The organism is Streptomyces sp. NPDC047982, assembly GCF_043204165.1.
Classification (GTDB): domain Bacteria; phylum Actinomycetota; class Actinomycetes; order Streptomycetales; family Streptomycetaceae; genus Streptomyces.
Window position 1 is genome coordinate 186,680 of the sequence record NZ_JBIDBS010000009.1, and the last position, 15,854, is coordinate 202,533.

The following is a 15,854-nucleotide window of genomic DNA, read 5'->3' on the forward strand; positions in this document are numbered from 1 at the left end:
CCCGCGTGAGCGACGGTTAACCTCCTCCCATGACCGTAACCCTCGAAGCAAGCGACGGCGTCGGCACCATCCGGCTGGACCGACCGCCCATGAACGCCCTGGACGTGGCCACCCAGGACCGGCTGCGCGATCTCGCCGAGGAGGCGACCCGCCGCGACGACGTGCGGGCCGTGGTCCTCTACGGCGGCGAGAAGGTGTTCGCGGCGGGCGCGGACATCAAGGAGATGCAGGCGATGGATCACACGGCGATGGTCGTGCGGTCCAAGGCGCTCCAGGACGCCTTCACCGCCGTGGCCCGCATCCCCAAGCCGGTCGTCGCCGCGGTCACCGGCTACGCGCTCGGCGGCGGCTGCGAGCTGGCGCTCTGCGCCGACTTCCGGATCGCGGCCGACAACGCGAAGCTGGGCCAGCCCGAGATCCTGCTCGGGCTGATCCCCGGCGCGGGCGGCACCCAGCGGCTCGCCCGGCTGGTCGGCCCCTCCCGGGCCAAGGACCTGATCTTCACCGGTCGGCACGTGAAGGCGCAGGAGGCCCTGACGATCGGTCTGGTGGACCGCGTGGTGCCCGCCGCCGAGGTGTACGAGCAGGCCCGTGCCTGGGCCGCCGCGCTCGCGAAGGGCCCGGCCCTCGCGCTGCGCGCCGCCAAGGAGTCCGTCGACGCGGGCCTGGAGACGGACATCGATACCGGGCTCACGATCGAACGGAACTGGTTCGCCGGGCTGTTCGCGACGGAGGACCGGCAGCGTGGCATGCGCAGCTTCGTGGAGGAGGGGCCGGGCAAGGCCACGTTCCTCTGATGAGACGTCAGTTATGCGTGCAGGGGCGACGGTTGCTCCGTGCGGGCGGACTCGCCGGATCTTGAGGGGTTCTCGGGATCCGGCCACCGATGTGAGCGGGATTATGCGCCCGGAGGTGTGACCCTCGCAGGTCGGGGCAGTGATTCCGGGCGGCGTCCTGTCGCTGGCATATGCCATGCGAATACTGCAGATTTATTGCGTTCTGGAGTGGCGATTCCTTCGGAAAGGCCCCCCGGGCGCCCGCCGTGCGGTCATGATGGTGTGCATGGCGGGCCTGGAGGGTGTGGAACAGCCGCGACCGCGCGCGGGCGCGACGGCGGCACGCTGGACGGCGAACGGCGAAGACGAACGGGCGTACGAGGCAATGGAGTTGTTCGGCGATCCGGCGGAGGGTGAGGTGCGGCTTCCCTCCCGTCCGGAGTCCGCGGCCCACGCACGGCGGCTCACCTCGCACGTGGCGCTCCGGCAGTGGGGGCTCTCGCCGCAGATCGCCGAGTACGCCGTACTGCTCGTCTCGGAACTCGTCGGCAACGCGGTGCGGCACACCGGCGCCCGGGTCTTCGGCCTGCGGATGCTGCGCCGCCGCGGCTGGATCAGGATCGAGGTGCGCGACCCCTCGCGCGGGCTGCCGTGCCTGATGCCCGTGCGCGAGATGGACGTCAGCGGGCGGGGGCTGTTCCTCGTCGACAAGCTCTCCGACCGGTGGGGAGTGGATCTGCTGCCCCGGGGCAAGACCACCTGGTTCGAGATGCGGACCTCCGACCGCTGACCACTGCCCGACCGTCACCGTCGGGCCGGTGCGCGCGGACTCCCGGGGGTCGCCCCGGAAGCACAGCGGCCCCCGGGCTGCCGTTGTGAGGCGCTTCGGGGGCTGCTGTGTGGGGCCGTGACATGGGGGGTGTGTTCACGGCCGCTCGTGACGACCGAGCTCGGGTCGATGCGGGTCGTGTCACCGACTATGGCAGACGGGCGACCTCACCGCCAAAGGTGCAAACGGGACATTCCCTGCATATGTTGCCATTTCTTCAATCATTCACAGGTGTGATGGGTCACTTGCCTGGAAAAGCACGAACATTTACGGGATTCGGCGAGTGATTCGTCCGCGTCGCCCATGCGCGCGCGTCGCCGCCCTGCGGGCCTCCCGCCCCTATCGTGTCTGCGCATGAACGCCTCCGACGGACCGGTGCGCCGCCGCAGGGCCCTGTGCGCGGGAGCGGGGGCCGTACTCGCCGGCCTCGCCGCCGGCTGCGCGGACCGTCGCGACGCCCCCGGTGCGTCGGCCCGGGCCACCGCCGCCGGGGCGCGCCCGGGGAAACCCGCCACCGCGACCGGCCGCCCTCCGGCCCCGCGCCCGGCGCCCCTGCCGCAGCGCTTCCCCGGACAGCCGGCCCAGATCGACCACGGTCCGCGCGACCGCCCTCGCGCCGCCCCCACCTTCCACGGCCAGGGCGACCCCGCCCTCGCCCGGGCCGTACTCGCCGAGGCCGGACGGGTCCCCGCCGGGATCACCGTCCTCGCCGTCGGCAGCCGGCTCGACGCGCACCCCGACACGGCCCGCCGCATCCTCGACGGCGGCCACGACCTCGGCAACCACACCCGGCACCACGTCGACATCTGCTCGCTCGGCGAGGCCGCGGCGTACGAGGAGATCACCGGCTGTGCGGGGCGGCTGCGACGGCTCACCGGTTCCATCGGCTCCTGGTTCCGGCCCGCGGGCTCCCCGTACGCCACCCCGCTCGTACAGCGGCTCGCCGCCCGGCCGGGCTACCCGCACGTCCTCTCCTGCGACGTGGACTCCCTCGACTTCACCTCTCCCGGTGCCGCGGCCGCCTCCCGCAAGGTGGCCGGGGAGATCCGCAACGGATCGGTGGTGCGCCCGCATCTCGGCTACGCGGACACGGTCCCCGCCCCGCCTCTCCTCCTCGCCGAAATCGACCGCGGCGGACTGCGCGCGGTGACGACCACGGAGCTGCTGACCTGATGTTTCCCTCCGCCAAGCACATCGCCGCCCTGATCGGGGGCGTCCTCCTCGCCGCCCTCACCGGCTGCGGCTCCTCCGCCGAGAAGGGAAACGCCGAGGCCGTCGGCAGCGAGGCCGCCCTGCCCACCGGCGCCGCACGCGTCGTCCCGACCACCGCTCCCGGACTGCCCGGCATGCCGCCCGTCCTCGACCCCAAGGACGTCTACGCCGCCGATCGGCCCGGGAAGCTCTCCCCGGCCGTCAAAAACTTCCCGTCCCGCGTGTACGTCCCCAACACCAACTCCGACACGGTGTCCGTGATCGACCCCGCGACGTACAAGGTCATCAGGACCATCAAGGTCGGCCGCCAGCCGCAGCACGTCGTCCCGTCCTGGGACATGAAGACCCTCTGGGTCAACAACGACCTCGGCGACAGCCTGACCGCCATCGACCCCGCCACCGGCAGGGTCGGCCGTACGGTGCCCGTCTCCGACCCGTACAACCTCTACTTCACCCCCGACGGCAAGTACGCCGTGGTCATGGCCTCCATGGACCGCGAACTGGTCTTCCGCGACGCCCACACCATGAAGACCGTCAAGACGGTCCCGGTCGGCTGCGCCGGGGTCAACCACGCCGACTACTCCGCCGACGGGCGGTACTTCATCGTCTCCTGCGAGTTCTCCGCCGAACTCCTCAAGGTCGACACGGCGCGGATGGAGGTCGTCGGGCAGCAGAAACTCCCGCTCCACGGGGCGATGCCGCAGGACGTGAAGCTGTCGCCCGACGGCGGCACGTTCTACATCGCGGACATGATCGCGAACGGGGTGTGGGCGCTGGACGGGAAGAAGTTCACCACCCCGAAGCTGCTCCCCACCGGCCAGGGTGCCCACGGCCTCTACGTCAGCCGCGACTCCGAGGAGATGTACGTCTCCAACCGGGGAGAGGGCACCATCTCCGTCTTCGATTTCGCGCAGCGCAAGGTGACGAAGAAATGGCGGCTGCCCAACGGCGGCAGTCCGGACATGGGCGGGGTCTCGGCCGACGGCAAGGTCCTCTGGCTGAGCGGCCGTTACCACTCCGAGGTCTACGCCATCGACACCGACAGCGGCAAACAGCTCGCCCGGATCCCGGTGGGCAGCGGCCCGCACGGTCTCGCCGTCTACCCGCAGCCGGGGCGCTACTCGCTCGGTCACACCGGCGTCTTCCGCTGACGACCCCCGAGACCGGCGCAAGTCGGATAGATCGCGCAAATCGGACGGATCAAATGTTTCGGTCGACCTGGGGGTGAATCGGTTGGCCGGGCGTCAACCTTCCTCCGGACCCGCTCACCATCGGAGGATGGTGCGCAGCCGGTAACGGTTCTGCCGGGACAGTGATCCGCATGATGATCACTTCTCTTGTGCGGCACCGGGCCGCAGTTCTCGTCCTCTCCCTCGCCGCGGCGCTTGGCCCGGCCGCCGCCACCGAGGCCGCTCCCGCAGCCCCGGCGGCCCCCGCTGCTTCTGCGGCGGCCGCGTTCAAGCCCGGTGACTGCCCGGTCGTCACCGACCGCCTCTTCGCCGCCGCCGACCCCGTCGACGCCGGCCGGATCACCCCGAGGCCCGCCTGGCGGAGCGACTGCCGCCAGCTCTACCGGGCGGACAGCCGGGGTCCGGAGACGATCTTCGACGAGGGCTTCCACGCCCGGGACATCGCGTACGGCCAGTACGACCTGGAGAAGTACGTCCTGGTCAACCAGCCCTCGCCGTACGTCTCCACCACGTACGACCACGACCTGTACAAGCGGTGGAAGGCCGCGTTCAACTACTACATCGACGCCCCCGGCGGCGTCGACATCAACAAGACGATCGGTGACACCCACAAGTACGCCGACCAGGTGGAGGTCGCCTTCCCGGGAGGCGTCGACCGGACGTTCATCGTGGGGGCCTGCCCGATCGACCCGATGACCAAGACCGAGATCATGAGCAAGTGCGTCGACAACCCGCACTACCGGCCGTGGCGCGGCTGAGCCGCCAAGCCGCCGAGGTCCGGCCGGTGGCGGACGGAGCGTGCGTGACGACCGGCCGCCGCGACCGCCCTTCATGGAGCCGGGTTAATCTGACCTCCGTCATGAAGCACTGACCAGGCATTGGTCAGGCACTGGTCAGGCATTACGGAGGGCGGAGCTGTGGCGGACATCGAGTCGGCACGCAAGGCGTTCGAGCGGTTCGATCTGAACGGCGACGGGCTGATATCGGCCGCCGAGTACAAGAGCGTGATGGCTCAGCTCGGCGACCCCCACGTCACCGAGACGGTGGCCCAGGCCATCATCAACGACCACGACGCCAACGGCGACGGGCTGCTCACGTTCGACGAGTTCTGGGCATCGCGGAACAAGGGTTGAGCATGCCAGGGGGCTGATCCGGACAAGAAATGATCCGGACAAGGGCCGAACCGCCGGGGCCTCCGGCCCGTGACGACGTTCACGGGCCGGGGGCCTTCCCACGTAGTTCGTCGTCGCGCGGGGCGCACACCACGGCGGATGGTCCCGGCCGAAGCCCCTCACCGGACGGGACGCGTCCCACACCGGCCGGCCCGGTTTGCCGGTGGCCGCGAACCGTACCCACGCCGCGTGCATCGCGTCGGCCAGTTCCTGCGGGGCGTCCGGGCCGGCCAGAGCCACCGTGCGGCCCCGGTGGCCGGGGCGTAGGGAACGGCGCCTGGCAGGAAGGGGAGGGCCAAAGTCCCGTCGGGCCATGGGGCACCGGCCTGGACGGCCCCGGCCCCGCCCGTTTTGGGCCTGGCTCTCGCGCGGCCGGTCAGGCGGCGAAGAACCGGGACAACGTGTCCCGGTCGTCGATCTCCACCAGATCCGGACGGGTGTAGCGCTCAGCGCGGGCGTGGTAGTCGAAGTCCCCCCGGACCAGGCCGCGGTAGTCCCGTACGCACCGTTCCAACGCCATCCGGGCAGGGCCCTCGATCCCGGCCGCCGCGATCTGCTCGACCAGTTCCCGCTCGGCGCGCCGGACGCGCTCCGCCACACCCGAGAGTTGCGCCCCGGCCTCGTCGACGGCCTCCTGCAGAGTGCCTCCACGCTCGCGCTGAATGAGCCGTACGGCGTTGTGCTCGTAACCGAGCCGCGCTTCCTTCTCGAAGGAACAGATGTCGTTGCAGAGCCCGGAATGATCGGTCACGGCGTTGCGGAGGGCGATGTACGCGGGAAGGGCGCGGGCCGATTCCGGAAGGTCGATCCCGGCGGTGATCTCATGGAGGTCCAGGAAGGGCTGCATGGCCACGGAATCCCGGCGATGCCTCACGAAGTCCTCCCTGGTCGGCACCTGTCCCGCGGCCCGTTCCACGGCCTCGGCGTAGTAGGTCCACAACCAGGCGACCGTGTCCCGGCGGAACTGCCGGATCCAGTGCGCAGGGCGGCCCTGGTACGTCCGCTCCCGCAGCCCGACGAGCGCGTGCTCCATGGCACCGCGGGGCGGCCCGCCGTCGAGCACGGTCACCAGCCGGTCGATCGCCGCCTCGCACATCAGGGGATCACGGCCGGCCGGACCGTCGTCGAACTCGTCGTCGACGAGGAAGGCCCAGAAGAGCCATTGGCAGAAGAGATCGAGATGCTCTTGTGAAGCATTCGGGAATATGAGGGAGATCCAGAGTTCCGGCCTGGTCCGGATCATCTTCTTGCGGGCCGTGGGGGAGAGCGCGAGCCCTTGGGATTCGGCCCATTCCCAGGCGGCTTTCCTGGTCTCCTCGATGCCGGGATTGCATCCGGTGCTCTCGAACGGCATGTGAAAAGCTGGCAGCGCGATCTGGCTCATTGGTGCCCCTCGTCAAGACGATGCGGATGAACGGTATGAATGGGGAACTGATCGAATTTGTGCGTCGGCGCCGGTCCGCAAGGAGCGGGGGCCGCCCTTCGGCGTCTGGTTTCGGCCAGAGGATCGCCGTGCGCGATGAGACGGCCATCCCTGCTCACTCTCCTCCCCCGGTTCGGGGCATCGGGGCCGGGTCTGCAGGCCACGACGGCAAACGCCCCGCCCGGGACAGGGCGGCGACATCATCATGCGTGATCCCCCGGTCAATCTTGCGGGGGAGGGAGAGGGAGGTCATATGTGACCGAAAGTGTCTGATGCTTGGACACATCTGATCGTCTGTGAGTGGTTCACGAACCATGTTGGGCACAGACGCGCCGCAGTTCCACCGTCCGTGCCGACCCGCGCGAAAATCGACGAATTCGCGCCGTTGCGAACCCCCGCCTCACAGGACACGGCCTCTGGGGAAGGCACGGGTCCGCTGGGGTCGCTTGGAGCGCGCCCGGCTGAGGCAACGTCGTATGCGGACGGCACGGGGCGGCGCCCGGACTCGGGCCCCAGGATCGGGGTCGGTCCCGGCTTACGGACGGAGGTGCTTCTCCGCCTCGGCCTGCTCGATCAGTTCCGCGTACGAGCCTTCCTCTTCCAGCCCCTCCTCATGGCGAAGGGACACCGACCACGGAATCGGGCACGGCGGGGCGTGGTCGGGATCGGGGCAGAGCAGCCTGGCGATGCGCTCTTTGATCTCTTCGGCTTGCTGCGGAGTGGCGTAAATACCCAGCCGCACTTCCCAGACACTCGGGTTCTCAGGCATCGCTCACGTCCCGGATCAACAGAGAGAAAAGGGGGAAAAGGCGGGGAGCAGGAGGGGAGGGGAAAAGGTAAGCGCAGAGGAACGGCGGAGAGGAACGGCGGAGAGTAAAGGGGGGGAGGAAAGAGCGGGGGAAACGGAAAAGGGGGCGAAGTCCTCCGCCCCCTTCCCGCAGGCTACCAGGTGCGCTTGGCGTCGCAGTGGCGCTTGTAGTGACCCGCCGGGACGGGGATGTTGCGCGCCGCGTCGTTGATGGCCGCCTGTTCGGTTTTGCCGGTGCCGTCGGCCCTGTCGTACCCGATGACGTGGTTGTCGCTGATACGGACGATCTGGCACTGCACCGTGGCATGCCAGGTCTTCATGACGGAGATGTCGCGCGCCACGGCCGCCCGGGCGGTGCCCGGGAGGGCAGAGGCGGCGGGGATCGCGAACCCGGCGAACGTGAGGGCCATGACCCCGACGGCGAGCGTGCGACGGAGTGTGTTCATCGATGTTCCTCCCTGACGGTGGTGTGACCGTGCCGGGCGGACGAGCCCCTCATGCGGTGCGCGCACAGCCCGGCGGCGCTCATGACACTCCCATTCGGGTGCGGCGGGACACCCCCGTCGGCCACGCGTTTGGCAGGCGTTCGGCAGTCGTCCGCCATCTGTCCGACAGCTGCCGAACGGGGCAACGCCTCCCCGGCCGTGAACCTCGACGCGGGCCACGGCTACGTACCTCGTGCAACCGACAGTGGCCAGGTAGGAGTACACATGGCGTACGACATGGCGGCCCCGCCTCTCGCGGGGCGTCGCGACAACCCCTCGCTGGCGACGGTGGTGAGTACGGAACTCGCCCGCAACAAACGAGGGTTCGTTCCCTGGTACCACCTTCTCGCCCCCGTCGTCATCACGATCCCTCTCTTCCTCGGCGCCCTCGGCTCATCCGAGGCCAAGGCGGGCCAGACCTTCGAGGTGTTTCGGAACGTGACCCTGGAGTTCTGGGGCGTGCTGGTACCGATGACCGCCGGACTGGCCGCGGCGCTCACGGTCCGTGCCGACCAGGACGCCTGGCGGCTGCTGCTCTCCTACGGTGTGCCACGTGGGCGCTACTTCATCGGCAAGGTCGCCGCCCTCGGCGTTCTGGGGTTCCTCTCCTCCACCGTGCTCCTCGTGATGCTCTCCCTCGGCGCGTTGGCCGGCGGCCGCTTCCCCGGAGCGATGGGGACGGTGGTCGCCGCGGTGTACCTGCCCTGGCTGGTGGGTCTGTCGATGACAGCGCTGGCGGTGCTGGTCGCGGTGGTGTGGGGCATGGGCCCCAGCATCGGAGTGGGCGTCGCGGGCTTGCTCTGCGGGGCCCTCGTCTCGGACAAGGTCTTCTGGTACGCCGTCCCGTTCGCCTGGCCGATGAGAGTGGTCCTGCCGCTCGCCGGAATCGGGCCCAACGGGGTGCCGCTCCCCAAGGACAGCCCGGTGACCGACATGTCAGCCATCCCGCTCGCCGTGGGCCTCGCCGCCGCGCTGACCGCGGTCCTGCTGGTCGTCGGCAGCCTGCACATGCGCCGTAAGGAGATCTGACCATGACCGCGACACCGGCCCGCCAGCACACACAGACGGCGCGGGCACTCACCATCCGAGGCTTGCACAAGCACTACGGCCCCCACCGCGCCCTGGACGGTGTGGACCTCACGGTCGAGGCCGGAGAGGTGTACGGCCTGCTGGGACCGAACGGCGCAGGCAAAACCACCCTCATGAAAGCCCTGCTCGGCCTTCAACGCCCCACATCGGGCACCATCGAGATCTTCGGCAGGCCGGTCGGACGCGAAGCGCTGGCCGAGGTCGGCGCCCTGATCGAGGTCCCCGGCCTGTGGCCGAACCTCACGGCCGACGAGACGCTGAGGCTGCACGCCAAACTGCGCGGCGTACCGTTCGAGTGGATCGACCCCGCGCTGCACCTGGTGAAGATGACCGACGCACGACGGCGCAAAGTCGGCGCGTACTCCCTCGGCATGCGCTGGCGGCTGGGCATCGCCGTCGCCCTGCTCGCCAGGCCGAGGCTGATCGTTCTCGACGAACCCACGAACGGCCTCGACCCCGTCGGCATCCGCGAGATGCGCGGAATCATCCGCTCACTGGCCGACGAAGGAGTGGCGGTGCTGATCGCCAGCCACCAACTGGCGGAAGTCGCCCAGGTCTGCGACACGGTGCAGGTGCTGGCATCCGGCCGCACCCAGTACGAAGGCTCCCTCGCCGGGCTCGCCGTCGACGGGGACGTGGAGGCCGGATTCTTCCACCTCCTGGAGTCTGCCGACGCGGCCATCCGCTGACCCGGAAGCGGCCCCCGTCCACCCCGGGGGCCGCCCCGGCCCGAGTGCACGGCCACTTCCCGCACAGGAAGAAGTCGCCTATGCGAAGAGCCCGTCCCGCGAAGGGGCCGCGCATGCGCGGTGGTCGGGTTGCCCCGCCACCGACAGGCTCACGTCGCCAACAGCCTCACGCCGTCGGGCCGACCGTCAGCAGGCCCGCGCCGTCACCGGACGGCGCGGACCGAGCACAGCGGCCAACGACATCAGTTCGGCACGGCCTCCGACCCCCAGATCGTCGTAGAGCCTGCGGATACGGCGATACATGGACCGCTCGGAACAGTAGTAATGACGGCGCGCGATCTCGGCCACAGTGATGGGTGTACAGAGCAACCGCAACAGCTCCGCATCGTACGAGGGCGCGGCAGGACGCCGACGTTGCTCGGGGACATCGCCCTCACGGTCGGCCCCAGCCCCCGCCGGAGGCTCTCCATCATGGAACCGGCAACGGTGAGGGCCCACCTGATCCACCAGTACGTCCTGCCCACCGGCGGCCGTGGCCTCGGCACGGTCGGCCGCCGTCCCGACGGGGGCGAAAGGACCGCCGGGGCCGGCCAGGAGATGCGCCCTGAGCTGCGCATAGAGCAGATCGCGTTGGCTCTCGCCAGGTATGGCGAGGTTGAGCACGAAGTTCGCGCCGGATCGGATCGCGTAGTACGTCCGATACCCGGAGATGTCGTTGGTGACGGCGATGAGCAGGGACAACGGATGCCGCACCCTCACCGCACGCAGTTCCTCGGCCTGGAACTCGCTGGTGACCGGCATCAGCACCGGCAGATCGAGCGCACCACACGGCGCGTTCAGCCGGGCGGCGCTGATGAACTCGACCCGGTCCAGACCGGAACGAAGTATGCCCAGCAGCGCGTGCGGCGGGTCGAAGTACGGCTTGAGTCCCGAATGGGCCAGGACATGGAGCTCGGTGGCGGTCGGTGCGTGCTGCTGCTCGCTGTGGTGCAAGGCGCTGTTCCCCGTAGCGTCGATCCCGGTGATGGTCGTCCCGCGGTCACTGGGCGACACACAACGTCGGGTCACGCCCATGACTCGCCCGCGAACACCTGTCTCCGGTCATCGGTCGACCTTGCAGAGTTTCAGTGTCCTGCTGATCAGCGTGCCGAGGCTCACCTTGTCGCCGCCGTCCCCGGACAGGCGCACCGGTGCGATGTCGGCGTACCCGGCGTCCCGCGCACGGTCGTTGAGCGCGTACGTCGTGCCGTCGGGGACGGTGATCACGGCCTGATCGCCCTTGCGGCATTCGGCGGTTCCGCGATCGACGGTCAGCGGCCAGGTGTAGCCCAGGTTCTTCTCGCTGACCTCCTGCTTGGTGGCGGTCGGGCTGGGGAGCGGTACGGGGTCCGTGGTGGCCGGTTCGCTGAGGCCGCTGCCCCCGCAGGCGGTGAGCGCCAGGAGCGCGACACCGGTCAGAGCCGAGACGGCGGTGCAACGGCGATGCGTGGTCATGTGTCTGCTACCTCACTGTCGGAGTGCTGGTGGGGCGGGTCCGGACGTCGGCGCCGAGAAGAGCGGCGTATCCGTCCTCGAGCGATGGTTCGACGGGGCGGGCCCCGGCGGGCGGAGTGGTCGTGACGATGCGGTACTCGGTGCCTGCCGAGGTGGTCACCGCGCTCACCACTTCGGCGCCGGGCGGCGGCCCTTCGGCGGGGCCGGCGGGACGGCACACATAGGTGCAGCCCGCGGCCTGACTGACCAGGGCGGTGGTGGAGTCGTGGAAGACCAGGCGGCCAGAGGCGAGCACGGCCACATCGGGACAGGTCTGGGCGACGTCGTCGAGGATGTGGGTGGACAGCAGCACCGTGCGGCCGTGACCGAGGCTCGCGAGCAGCGTGCGGAAGCGCATCCGTTCATGCGGGTCCAGTCCGGTGGTGGGCTCGTCGACGATCAGCACCGACGGGGCACCCATGAGGGCCTGCGCGATACCGACCCGCCGCTTCATCCCTCCGGAGAAGCCGGCCAGTCGCTCCCGGGCCCGGTCGGCCAGACCCACTTCGGCGATCCGTTCGTCGACCTGACGGCGCCGCTCCCGCTTGTCGTGGATGCCCTTGAGCACACCGATGTAGTCGAGGAACTCGCGTGCCGTCAGGTCCGGATACAGGGACAGCTCCTGCGGCAGATAGCCCAGGGTGCGTTTCACGGCGGTGAGCCCGGCGCTAGTCGACAGATCGTGCCCGGCGACGTGGACGCGCCCGGAGGTGGGACGCAGCACACCGGTCAGGATGCGCAACAGCGTTGTCTTCCCCGCCCCGTTGGCGCCGAGCAGCCCGACAGTGCCGCTCTCGATGTGGAGGTCGACGGCGTCCAATGCGCACAGGCCGCCGGGGTGGATTTTCGTCAGCCGTTCCGTGGTGATGTTCATGATGCTCCGTGTCGTCCGGTGCGGGCGGCGAGATGCCCCAGCACATAGCAGGCCGCGGCCATCGCGAGGACGAGGGCGACGTTCAACAGCGCCGCCGCGTCGTCGACCGCCGGGCGCAGGGCCCCGGTGCCCTGCCGGGTGGCCCATACCTCCGGGGCGTGAGCCCAGACGGCCAAGGGGTAGCCGCCGAGCGGGGAGAGGACCGTGCCGGTCGGCGTGGGCAGTGGTGAGAAGGTCGGTGGAAAGTGACAGGCCCACAACCACACCACGACCGTCACGACGCGCGCCGCCGCCACCGGCAGCAGCACGCCCAGGAGCCCGGCGAAGGTGGTGACCAGCAGCGCCGCCGGTGCGACGGCTGCGACCAGCGCGATCACCGCGGACCTGACCGGGGCGACGGAACCGCCGACCACCGAGAACACCGTGGCGTACAGCAGATAGAGACCGGCCACCGGCGCCAGGGCGGTCAGCAGCGGTCCCCCCAGCACCCCGGCGGTGCGGGGCAGCGGCCCCGCGGGGGTGGCGGCCAGCAACTCGGCCATGCCGCGGGCTTCGAGACCGCGCCGCAACCGGTCGGCGAGCGCGATACCCACGCCGAGGGTGCAGAAGGTGTTGACGACCACCCCTGCCGCTCCGGTCCTGGCGGCCGGATCGCCCTGGCCGCCGACGACGGGCGAGGTGATCACCAGCAGCAGGCTCAGCAGGGCCAGGGGGAGGACAGCGCCCCAGACCACCTTTCGGCGGGCCGTCATCAGGGCCTCGTAGCGAAGGGTCCACAACAGAGCGGTCATCATGCCTCCCGGGGGTCGAGGTGGGCGGCGCCATGACCGAGCCGGGCCCCGCAACGGGCACCCGGGCGGAGCGCGCGCAGCGACAGCGAGAACAGATGGCACCCGATCAGCAGGGCGGGCACGGCCTGCGCCGCCCCTTCGGGCACCACACGGTCGATCAACAACAGCTTCGCCAGGACCACGGCGACGACCAGCCCGGTCCCGGGCGCCGCCGACCCCGTCCGTACCGTCGCCCAGACGGCGGCACCGCTCAGGAGAACGGCAAGACCGGACAGCTCCAGCAGGGCGGCCAGGGGGCCGGGGCGGTGACCGGTGGCCGCCACCAGCCCCACCAGGAGGAGGACGGCGGCCGCCGTCACGGACGCGGGCCAGGCCAACCGGCGGGCGACCGTGCGCGGATAAGGGGTGGGCAGGGAGAGATGGAGCTCCAGCATCGGCTCCCGCGCCACCACGGCCGCACACGCCAGGGCCGTGGCGGTGGGGACGGCGCAGCTCAGCAGCGCCCGGTTGAGAACCACCCCGGTGCCGGACCCCGTGGCCACGGCCGCGAAGGCGGTGAGCGCCGCCAGAACCGGCAGCACGAACGCCTGCCGTCCGCAGCGACGTACTTCGTGGGCCCACCACGGCACAGCGGTCATGATTCCGCTCCTCCCGTTGTTTCCCCTGCCTCCCGATACACCCCGTACGTAGCGGTCCGGCCCGGGACGGTTCACACCAGGAGCCGGAAGCGGCGGTGCGGGGCAGGGGCGCGCGTGCGCGCGCCCCGTACGGCGGAGCTACGACGACGCCTGCTCGCCGAACGACCGCATCGCCCGGGCGGCCCACACCAGCAAGGCCGCCGTCGTCGCAAGCGTCCACGGAGTGGTCGACAGCAGCGAGTCCAGCAGCGCGTCGGCCGGCGTGCTGAGCAGTCCGTGCGGCCCGCCGACCACGCCGAGGAACCACAGCGTGCCCCCCGCCGCCGCGCCCACCGGCGGTGAGAAACGGACGGAGAGCGCGAGGGCGAGGGATGCCGCCAGCAGCGACTCGCCGAGCCAACTCGCCACCACCGCCCACCAGCCAGGCCCCCGCACCAACGCGGAGCAGACCATGGCGAGCGCCAGATCGACGCAGAGGACCGTCGCCAGGCGGGCCAGGAACACCGCCGCGGGCGAGACCGGCAGTGTGAACAGCAGCTCGCGTCTGGGATCCCGGCGGGGGGAGGCCACGATCAGCGCCCCGAACAGCGCGGACAGCACGACCACCGCCCCGAACAGCCGCATCCCGATGTGCTCCTGCATCTGCGCCGAGGAGACCAGGGCGGCGGCGACCAGGCCGGCCGCGCTGAGCGGCGCCCAGAGCCGGGGCATCAGCACCAGTTGCCGGACGGCCAGTTGCCAGGCGGTCCTCCAGGGCCGTACGAGACCGGCGGCACGGCCGGTGGCCGCGCCCGAGACGGGCGTGGAGGCGGCCGTCGACGTGACGCCGGGCGTGGCGGATCCCCGGCCGGTCACGGTCCCGGTTCTCCGTCCGGCGAAGCGTTTCCGTACGGCGGCCGATGCCTGTCCCGCTCGGGGGGCGGGGGGGACGGCAGACACGGCAGGTACGACGGGGGCGGCGGGGGCGACGGGGGAACGGGGAGCCGCACCGACCGGCGGGACAGCGGCGGGGAGGACTCCGAGCAGGTCGTCGAAGGACGGTACGGCCACGGCCCCTTCGGCCTCCGCCTCGGCGCGGACCGCGTACGTGATGTGCTGCCAAACTGCCAAATTCTTCCGGCAGTCGGAGCATTCGCCCAGATGCCGGTTGTGGTGCGCGTCGACGGTCCCGGCGCGTGCCAGACACGCCAGGACGTCGTCCGCGAGGTGATCACTCATAGCTGTCCCGATCCTTCCAGCCGCGTGGCGGCGAGCATGTTGCCCAGCCGCCTGCGTGCGTGGGACATCCGGCTCTTGACGGTGCCGACCGGGATGGCGAGCGCGGTGGCCACCTCCGGGTAGGCCATCTCTTCGAACAGCACCAGCGCGAGGACGTCGCGCAGATGCTCGGGCAGCGCGCGTACCGCCTCCCGCAGTGCGGAACGCTCGGACTCCACCACGACCTGGTCCTCGACGCTCGGCGCGGTGTCGGCCACGTCCCGAGCCTCCGACAGATCCGCCAACTGGGGTCGGCGCCCGCGGAGTTGATTGTGCGCCTGTCGTCTGGCCACGCCCATCAGCCAGCCCCGGACGGAGGAATCGCCCCGGAAACCGGCCGCCGAGCGCCAGACGGCCAGCCACGTCTCCTGCAGGATCTCCTCGGATACGCCCTGGTCCGAGGTGAGTCTGCGGATGAGTCGGAGCATCGCGCCGGCATGCCTGTCGTAGAGCGTTCGCAGGGCGGTCTGGTCGCCGTGGGCGACGGCGGATAGCAGAGCTTCGTCCGAGCACACATCACGTACGTATCAAGAAAGCGCTGAACGGTTCACCGTCCGTCGGCGCGATCAAGGATTTTTCAGCCGGGCGAGTGGCGGTCGGTCCTCGTGTCGTGGGCCGTCGTGGTAATGGGCGTGAGTCCGGCCCGTGAAGGGCAGCGGTCGCGGGGGCATCGACGTCCTCGATCGCGGGACTGCCTGCGGAGACTGCCGGGACTGCCAGGACTGCCAACCGGGGCGGAATCTATTGAACGGTCGCGGACGGCCATGGATCGTGATGTATGGATCACGTTCCGTGACCACCGTTCGGTCTCCGTCAAGGAAGCCGAAGGGGCCCCGAGGAGCAAGGAGTTCAGCATGGGAATCAAGCCCACCCCGCTGTCGGACGTCGAGACCGACCTGTTCGACCTCGACCTGGAGATCGGCGTGGAGCAGTCCGTCGCCGGCCCCGCCATCACGAGCATCTCCTACTGCACGCCCGGATGTACCAGTGAGGGCGGCGGCTCCGGCTGCAGTCACTGCTGTTGACGGCGCGCAACCGTGGGGCCGGGCGGACGACGGCGCGGCCCCACGGACCGTCCCCGGGCCCGC

19 protein-coding genes and 1 pseudogene are annotated in these 15,854 nt (G+C 70.4%); 9 read left to right on the forward strand and 11 right to left on the reverse strand.

All coding sequences use genetic code 11. The annotated features are described in order from the left end of the window. Positions 1-29: 29 nt before the first annotated feature. The 6 genes from ACGF2V_RS14010 (at position 30) to ACGF2V_RS14035 (ending at position 5,140) form a co-directional block, all read left to right on the forward strand. Entirely contained in the window at positions 30-797 is a 768-nt protein-coding gene (locus tag ACGF2V_RS14010) for an enoyl-CoA hydratase-related protein (protein ID WP_362705272.1), read from the forward strand. Positions 798-1,050: 253 nt separating this feature from the next. After that, complete coding sequence (locus tag ACGF2V_RS14015; protein ID WP_362622015.1) at positions 1,051-1,566, forward strand: ATP-binding protein; 516 nt, start codon at positions 1,051-1,053, stop codon at positions 1,564-1,566. 393 nt (positions 1,567-1,959) lie between these two features. Beyond that, on the forward strand, positions 1,960-2,778 hold the full coding sequence (locus ACGF2V_RS14020; RefSeq protein WP_362705270.1) for a polysaccharide deacetylase family protein: 819 nt from the start codon (positions 1,960-1,962) through the stop codon (positions 2,776-2,778). Continuing rightward, on the forward strand, positions 2,778-3,968 hold the full coding sequence (locus tag ACGF2V_RS14025; RefSeq protein ID WP_362705268.1) for a YncE family protein: 1,191 nt from the start codon (positions 2,778-2,780) through the stop codon (positions 3,966-3,968). The genes ACGF2V_RS14020 and ACGF2V_RS14025 overlap by 1 nt, the downstream gene beginning before the upstream one ends. A gap of 173 nt (positions 3,969-4,141) precedes the next feature. Then, positions 4,142-4,765, forward strand: a complete 624-nt coding sequence (locus tag ACGF2V_RS14030) for an ADP-ribosyltransferase (RefSeq protein ID WP_362622233.1) — start codon at positions 4,142-4,144, stop codon at positions 4,763-4,765. A gap of 159 nt (positions 4,766-4,924) precedes the next feature. After that, positions 4,925-5,140: an EF-hand domain-containing protein gene (locus ACGF2V_RS14035; protein WP_073784587.1), complete on the forward strand. Its 216-nt coding sequence runs from the start codon at positions 4,925-4,927 to the stop codon at positions 5,138-5,140. Between the two features lie 79 nt (positions 5,141-5,219). Here ACGF2V_RS14035 and ACGF2V_RS14040 read toward each other — a convergent pair. The 4 genes and pseudogenes from ACGF2V_RS14040 to ACGF2V_RS14055 all read right to left on the reverse strand — a co-directional run. Next, positions 5,220-5,422, reverse strand: a pseudogene (locus ACGF2V_RS14040) (carboxylesterase/lipase family protein); the annotation flags it as partial. 133 nt (positions 5,423-5,555) lie between these two features. Continuing rightward, positions 5,556-6,533, reverse strand: a complete 978-nt coding sequence (locus ACGF2V_RS14045; RefSeq protein ID WP_362705428.1) for a terpene synthase family protein — start codon at positions 6,531-6,533, stop codon at positions 5,556-5,558. A 604-nt stretch (positions 6,534-7,137) separates the two neighbouring features. Beyond that, a complete protein-coding gene (locus ACGF2V_RS14050; protein WP_362705265.1) occupies positions 7,138-7,344 on the reverse strand; it encodes a hypothetical protein in 207 nt (68 codons plus the stop codon). A 200-nt stretch (positions 7,345-7,544) separates the two neighbouring features. Next, positions 7,545-7,856: a hypothetical protein gene (locus ACGF2V_RS14055; RefSeq protein ID WP_362622027.1), complete on the reverse strand. Its 312-nt coding sequence runs from the start codon at positions 7,854-7,856 to the stop codon at positions 7,545-7,547. Positions 7,857-8,120: 264 nt separating this feature from the next. Between ACGF2V_RS14055 and ACGF2V_RS14060 the strand changes: the two genes are divergently transcribed. Next, the gene (locus tag ACGF2V_RS14060; RefSeq protein WP_362705262.1) at positions 8,121-8,924 is read left to right on the forward strand and encodes an ABC transporter permease; all 804 of its coding nucleotides are present in this window, start codon (positions 8,121-8,123) and stop codon (positions 8,922-8,924) included. 2 nt (positions 8,925-8,926) lie between these two features. Continuing rightward, entirely contained in the window at positions 8,927-9,673 is a 747-nt protein-coding gene (locus ACGF2V_RS14065) for an ATP-binding cassette domain-containing protein (protein WP_362705259.1), read from the forward strand. 186 nt (positions 9,674-9,859) lie between these two features. Here the strand turns inward: ACGF2V_RS14065 and ACGF2V_RS14070 are convergent, their stop codons facing one another. From ACGF2V_RS14070 to ACGF2V_RS14100, 7 genes are all read right to left on the reverse strand, one after another. Continuing rightward, positions 9,860-10,666 (reverse strand): DNA-binding response regulator, encoded by an 807-nt coding sequence (locus ACGF2V_RS14070; RefSeq protein WP_362622034.1) that lies wholly within the window; start codon positions 10,664-10,666, stop codon positions 9,860-9,862. A 108-nt stretch (positions 10,667-10,774) separates the two neighbouring features. Next, positions 10,775-11,167 carry a DUF2511 domain-containing protein gene (locus ACGF2V_RS14075; RefSeq protein WP_362622037.1) on the reverse strand — a complete coding sequence of 131 codons (393 nt, stop codon included), beginning with the start codon at positions 11,165-11,167 and terminating at the stop codon, positions 10,775-10,777. 7 nt (positions 11,168-11,174) lie between these two features. Next, positions 11,175-12,080: an ATP-binding cassette domain-containing protein gene (locus ACGF2V_RS14080; RefSeq protein ID WP_362622039.1), complete on the reverse strand. Its 906-nt coding sequence runs from the start codon at positions 12,078-12,080 to the stop codon at positions 11,175-11,177. After that, positions 12,077-12,874, reverse strand: a complete 798-nt coding sequence (locus tag ACGF2V_RS14085) for a hypothetical protein (protein ID WP_362705256.1) — start codon at positions 12,872-12,874, stop codon at positions 12,077-12,079. The genes ACGF2V_RS14080 and ACGF2V_RS14085 overlap by 4 nt, the downstream gene beginning before the upstream one ends. Beyond that, a complete protein-coding gene (locus ACGF2V_RS14090; protein WP_362622044.1) occupies positions 12,871-13,509 on the reverse strand; it encodes a hypothetical protein in 639 nt (212 codons plus the stop codon). The genes ACGF2V_RS14085 and ACGF2V_RS14090 overlap by 4 nt, the downstream gene beginning before the upstream one ends. Before the next feature lie 138 nt (positions 13,510-13,647). Beyond that, on the reverse strand, positions 13,648-14,727 hold the full coding sequence (locus ACGF2V_RS14095; protein ID WP_362705253.1) for a hypothetical protein: 1,080 nt from the start codon (positions 14,725-14,727) through the stop codon (positions 13,648-13,650). Beyond that, a complete protein-coding gene (locus ACGF2V_RS14100) occupies positions 14,724-15,281 on the reverse strand; it encodes a sigma-70 family RNA polymerase sigma factor (RefSeq protein WP_362622050.1) in 558 nt (185 codons plus the stop codon). The genes ACGF2V_RS14095 and ACGF2V_RS14100 overlap by 4 nt, the downstream gene beginning before the upstream one ends. Before the next feature lie 339 nt (positions 15,282-15,620). Here ACGF2V_RS14100 and ACGF2V_RS14105 point away from each other — a divergent pair, with 339 nt between their 5' ends. Beyond that, on the forward strand, positions 15,621-15,791 hold the full coding sequence (locus ACGF2V_RS14105) for a gallidermin/nisin family lantibiotic (protein ID WP_362622052.1): 171 nt from the start codon (positions 15,621-15,623) through the stop codon (positions 15,789-15,791). The last annotated feature ends 63 nt before the right edge of the window (positions 15,792-15,854 follow it).

What these genes read in the sequence shown, in the direction of transcription:
- ACGF2V_RS14010 (WP_362705272.1), top strand. Translation starts at nt 30, where the DNA reads ATGACCGTAACCCTCGAAGCAAGCGACGGCGTCGGCACCATCCGGCTG.
- ACGF2V_RS14015 (WP_362622015.1), top strand. Translation starts at nt 1,051, where the DNA reads ATGATGGTGTGCATGGCGGGCCTGGAGGGTGTGGAACAGCCGCGACCG.
- ACGF2V_RS14020 (WP_362705270.1), top strand. Translation starts at nt 1,960, where the DNA reads ATGAACGCCTCCGACGGACCGGTGCGCCGCCGCAGGGCCCTGTGCGCG.
- ACGF2V_RS14025 (WP_362705268.1), top strand. Translation starts at nt 2,778, where the DNA reads ATGTTTCCCTCCGCCAAGCACATCGCCGCCCTGATCGGGGGCGTCCTC.
- ACGF2V_RS14030 (WP_362622233.1), top strand. Translation starts at nt 4,142, where the DNA reads ATGATCACTTCTCTTGTGCGGCACCGGGCCGCAGTTCTCGTCCTCTCC.
- ACGF2V_RS14045 (WP_362705428.1), bottom strand. Translation starts at nt 6,533, where the DNA reads ATGCCGTTCGAGAGCACCGGATGCAATCCCGGCATCGAGGAGACCAGG.
- ACGF2V_RS14055 (WP_362622027.1), bottom strand. Translation starts at nt 7,856, where the DNA reads ATGAACACACTCCGTCGCACGCTCGCCGTCGGGGTCATGGCCCTCACG.
- ACGF2V_RS14060 (WP_362705262.1), top strand. Translation starts at nt 8,121, where the DNA reads ATGGCGTACGACATGGCGGCCCCGCCTCTCGCGGGGCGTCGCGACAAC.
- ACGF2V_RS14065 (WP_362705259.1), top strand. Translation starts at nt 8,927, where the DNA reads ATGACCGCGACACCGGCCCGCCAGCACACACAGACGGCGCGGGCACTC.
- ACGF2V_RS14075 (WP_362622037.1), bottom strand. Translation starts at nt 11,167, where the DNA reads ATGACCACGCATCGCCGTTGCACCGCCGTCTCGGCTCTGACCGGTGTC.
- ACGF2V_RS14080 (WP_362622039.1), bottom strand. Translation starts at nt 12,080, where the DNA reads ATGAACATCACCACGGAACGGCTGACGAAAATCCACCCCGGCGGCCTG.
- ACGF2V_RS14085 (WP_362705256.1), bottom strand. Translation starts at nt 12,874, where the DNA reads ATGATGACCGCTCTGTTGTGGACCCTTCGCTACGAGGCCCTGATGACG.
- ACGF2V_RS14090 (WP_362622044.1), bottom strand. Translation starts at nt 13,509, where the DNA reads ATGACCGCTGTGCCGTGGTGGGCCCACGAAGTACGTCGCTGCGGACGG.
- ACGF2V_RS14095 (WP_362705253.1), bottom strand. Translation starts at nt 14,727, where the DNA reads ATGAGTGATCACCTCGCGGACGACGTCCTGGCGTGTCTGGCACGCGCC.
- ACGF2V_RS14105 (WP_362622052.1), top strand. Translation starts at nt 15,621, where the DNA reads ATGGGAATCAAGCCCACCCCGCTGTCGGACGTCGAGACCGACCTGTTC.